Annotated in this window: 3 protein-coding genes; all 3 read left to right on the forward strand. The window is 66.3% G+C overall.

Features of this window, described 5'->3' with window-relative positions:
• Window positions 1-10: 10 nt before the first annotated feature.
• Window positions 11-577, forward strand: a complete 567-nt coding sequence (locus VGG53_RS00695) for a DUF1707 domain-containing protein (protein WP_331516031.1) — start codon at window positions 11-13, stop codon at window positions 575-577.
• A gap of 29 nt (window positions 578-606) precedes the next feature.
• Window positions 607-1,464, forward strand: coding sequence for a type I methionyl aminopeptidase (gene map / locus VGG53_RS00700; protein ID WP_331516028.1), 858 nt, complete (start codon window positions 607-609; stop codon window positions 1,462-1,464).
• 79 nt (window positions 1,465-1,543) lie between these two features.
• Window positions 1,544-3,043, forward strand: a complete 1,500-nt coding sequence (locus VGG53_RS00705; protein WP_331516029.1) for a cobyric acid synthase — start codon at window positions 1,544-1,546, stop codon at window positions 3,041-3,043.
• Window positions 3,044-3,361 lie beyond the last annotated feature (318 nt).

The following is a 3,361-nucleotide window of genomic DNA, read 5'->3' on the forward strand; positions in this document are numbered from 1 at the left end:
CCCAAACGAACTGTCCGAGCTGCGGGTATCCGATGCCGACCGAAACGGCACGCTGCGCCGCCTGCACAACGCGGTCGCGCTCGGGCTGATCGACATCACCGAGTTCGAGGAACGCTCATCGCAGGTGTCCTATGCCCGGACCCACAATGATTTGGACAGCCTCGTGGGCGACCTCCCCGGCCCGGGGGCGATCGTCACCTCCGCCGCCGACCGGGTCGAGTTGCGTGGCTGGGCCGGATCGCTCAAGCGGCACGGGGAATGGATGGTGCCCACCCGGCTGGCCTTGGTGCGCCGGATGGGCTCGGTCGAGCTGGATCTGGTCAAGGCCCGATTCGCTGGGCCGGTTGTCGTCATCGAACTCGACATGCGGTTCGGGTCGGTGGAGATCCGGTTGCCCGACGGCGCCAGCGCGTCGATTGACGACGTCGAGGTGTACGGCGGCAGCGCCAGCGACCGGCGCAAGATCGCCCCGGCTGAGGGCACGCCGCATGTGGTGCTGACCGGGCGGGTGGTGTGCGGCTCGGTCAAGATCAAAGGTCCGCGCCGCTCGCTCGTGCGCCGCCGTGGACGTGCTTGACCCTACGCAGTACCGATACCCTGGGCAGCATGCCTGTTCGTTCCGCCCTGTCCACCGGCGTCGTCTCGCCGACGCTGCCGGTGCCGAAATCCATCCCACGCCCGGAATACGTCGGCAAGCCGACAGCGCGGGAGGGCACCGAGCCATGGGTGCAGACGCCCGAGGTGATCGAGAAGATGCGGATCGCCGGGCGAATCGCTGCCAACGCGCTCGCAGAGGCGGGCAAGGCCGTCGCACCCGGCGTGACGACCGACGCGTTGGACCGCATCGCGCACGACTACATGATCGACCATGGCGCCTATCCATCGACGTTGGGCTACAAGGGTTATCCCAAGTCGTGCTGCACCTCGCTGAACGAAGTCATCTGCCACGGCATCCCCGACTCGACGGTGATCGAAGACGGCGACATCGTCAACATCGACGTGACCGCCTACATCGACGGTGTACACGGTGACACCAACGCCACGTTCCTGGCCGGCGACGTCTCCGAGGAACACCGCCTGCTCGTCGAGCGCACCCACGAGGCGACCATTCGGGCGATCAAGGCCGTCAAACCGGGTCGAGCACTGTCGGTGGTCGGCCGGGTCATCGAATCGTATGCAAACCGGTTCGGCTACAACGTGGTTCGCGACTTCACCGGCCACGGCATCGGCACCACCTTCCACAATGGGCTCGTCGTGCTGCACTACGACCAGCCGGCCGTCGCCACCATCCTCGAGCCGGGGATGACGTTCACCATCGAACCGATGATCAACCTCGGGGCGCTGGACTACGAAATCTGGGACGACGACTGGACGGTGGTCACCAAAGACCGCAAATGGACCGCGCAATTCGAGCACACCCTGCTGGTCACCGAGTCCGGCGCGGAAATCCTCACCCTGCCGTGACGTTCCTGGCGCGAGCAGACGCAAACTCGCACGATCGGGCCGCGGGCAGTGCGATTCTGTGTCTGCTCGCCGCAGAAAGGTGAGTGGCGCGCTGCTGGTCGCCGGCACCACGTCCGACGCGGGCAAATCGATGGTGGTCGCCGGACTCTGCCGGTTACTGGTACGCAAAGGAATTCAGGTCGCGCCGTTCAAGGCGCAGAACATGTCGAACAACTCCGCTGTCACCGTCGAGGGCGGTGAGATCGGCCGGGCCCAGGCAATGCAGGCCCGCGCCGCCGGGCTGACGCCCAGCGTGCGGTTCAACCCGATTCTGCTCAAGCCCGGCAGCGACACGACCTCACAGCTGGTGATCAGAGGACAGGCCGTGGGACCGGTCACTGCGGCCGAGTACTGGTCGGATCGCAACAAGCTGTCGGCCGTCGTGCAGGACGAATTGGCGCAACTGCGAACCGAATTCGACGCGGTGATCTGCGAGGGCGCCGGTTCGCCGGCCGAAATCAACTTGCGGGCAACGGACTTGGTGAACATGGGTCTGGCCCGCGCAGCGAATCTGCCGGTGGTCATCGTCGGCGACATCGACCGCGGCGGGTTGCTCGCGCATCTGTTCGGGACGGTGGCGGTGCTCGACCCCGACGACCAGGCACTCATCGCCGGATTCATCGTGAACAAATTCCGCGGCGACGTCGCACTGCTGGAGCCCGGGCTGCACCAGCTCGCCGAACTCAGCGGGCGTCCCAGCTACGGAGTGCTGCCCTACACCGACGACCTGTGGCTCGACACCGAGGACGCGGTCCCGGTGCTGGCTCACCGCGTGCTGGGCACACCGCAAGCACCCCGCGGCTCTCAGTGGCTTCGGGTCGCGGTGCTGCGGTTGCCGCGGATCTCCAACTCCACCGACGTCGAAGCGCTGGCCTGTGAACCCGGCGTGCTGGTGCGCTGGGCGCGAGAACCCGCCGACCTGGCCGATACGGACGTGATCGTGCTGCCGGGCACCAAGTCCACCGTCGCCGACCTGGGCTGGCTGCGCGAACGCGGGCTGGACCGGGCCATTAGAGCGCATGCCGCCTCGGGCCGTGCCGTGCTGGGCATCTGCGGTGGCTTCCAGATGCTGTGCCGTTGCATCGACGACGCGGTCGAAAGCCGGTCCGGCCGGGTCCAGGCGATGGACCTGCTGGACGCCGACATCGTGTTCGCGCCCGACAAGATCCTGCGCCGTCGGGAGGGACTTCTGCACGGCTACGAGATCCGTCATGGACGGGTGGCCCGCTGCGCGGAGGACTCCTGGTTCGAGCTGGACGGATGTCCGGAGGGCTATCGCCACGGTCCGGTATTCGGGACGCATTGGCACGGCTTGTTCGACAACGACGACTTCCGCCGGCATTGGTTGGCCGACGCTGCGGCCGCGGCGGGCCGGGATGGATTCGTGGTAGCCGACGACGTCAATGTGGCCGCGCGACGTGATGCCCAGCTCGATCTGATGGCCGATTTGCTGGACGCCCACCTCGACGTCGATGCCGTCGTCGGATTGCTCGACGACGGGCCTCCACACCGTCCGACGATCGCGACAGCGCTGCGCTGACCACGGTTGTTGTCGGGCCTAAAATGCCGTCCAATCAAGGGTTTTGGGGAATACCGTTCTCTATTGTCGCGGCCGTCGTCGCGCGTGCGGGCATCAGTTCGTTGTTGCCTGAACGTTTCGAATTGCCACACGGTTAACGATCCGCACGAAAACGCCCCGCGCGCGGGGCAATTGACTGTAATTTGCTGTGGTGCCTTCGACGATGATGACTACCGTCGACGGGTTTCCCATCCAGGTCTGCGACACCGGTCCGGAGAAGGGCTCCGTCGTGGTGCTGCTGTGCGCAGCCCAGCGGGCACTCACCGCGTACGAGGCGTT

The organism is Mycobacterium sp. (genome assembly GCF_036490025.1).
In the GTDB taxonomy this organism is placed as follows: Bacteria; Actinomycetota; Actinomycetes; order Mycobacteriales; family Mycobacteriaceae; genus Mycobacterium.

Excerpts from the sequence above, each read along its gene's own strand:
- map (WP_331516028.1), top strand. The coding sequence starts at position 607 with ATGCCTGTTCGTTCCGCCCTGTCCACCGGCGTCGTCTCGCCGACGCTG.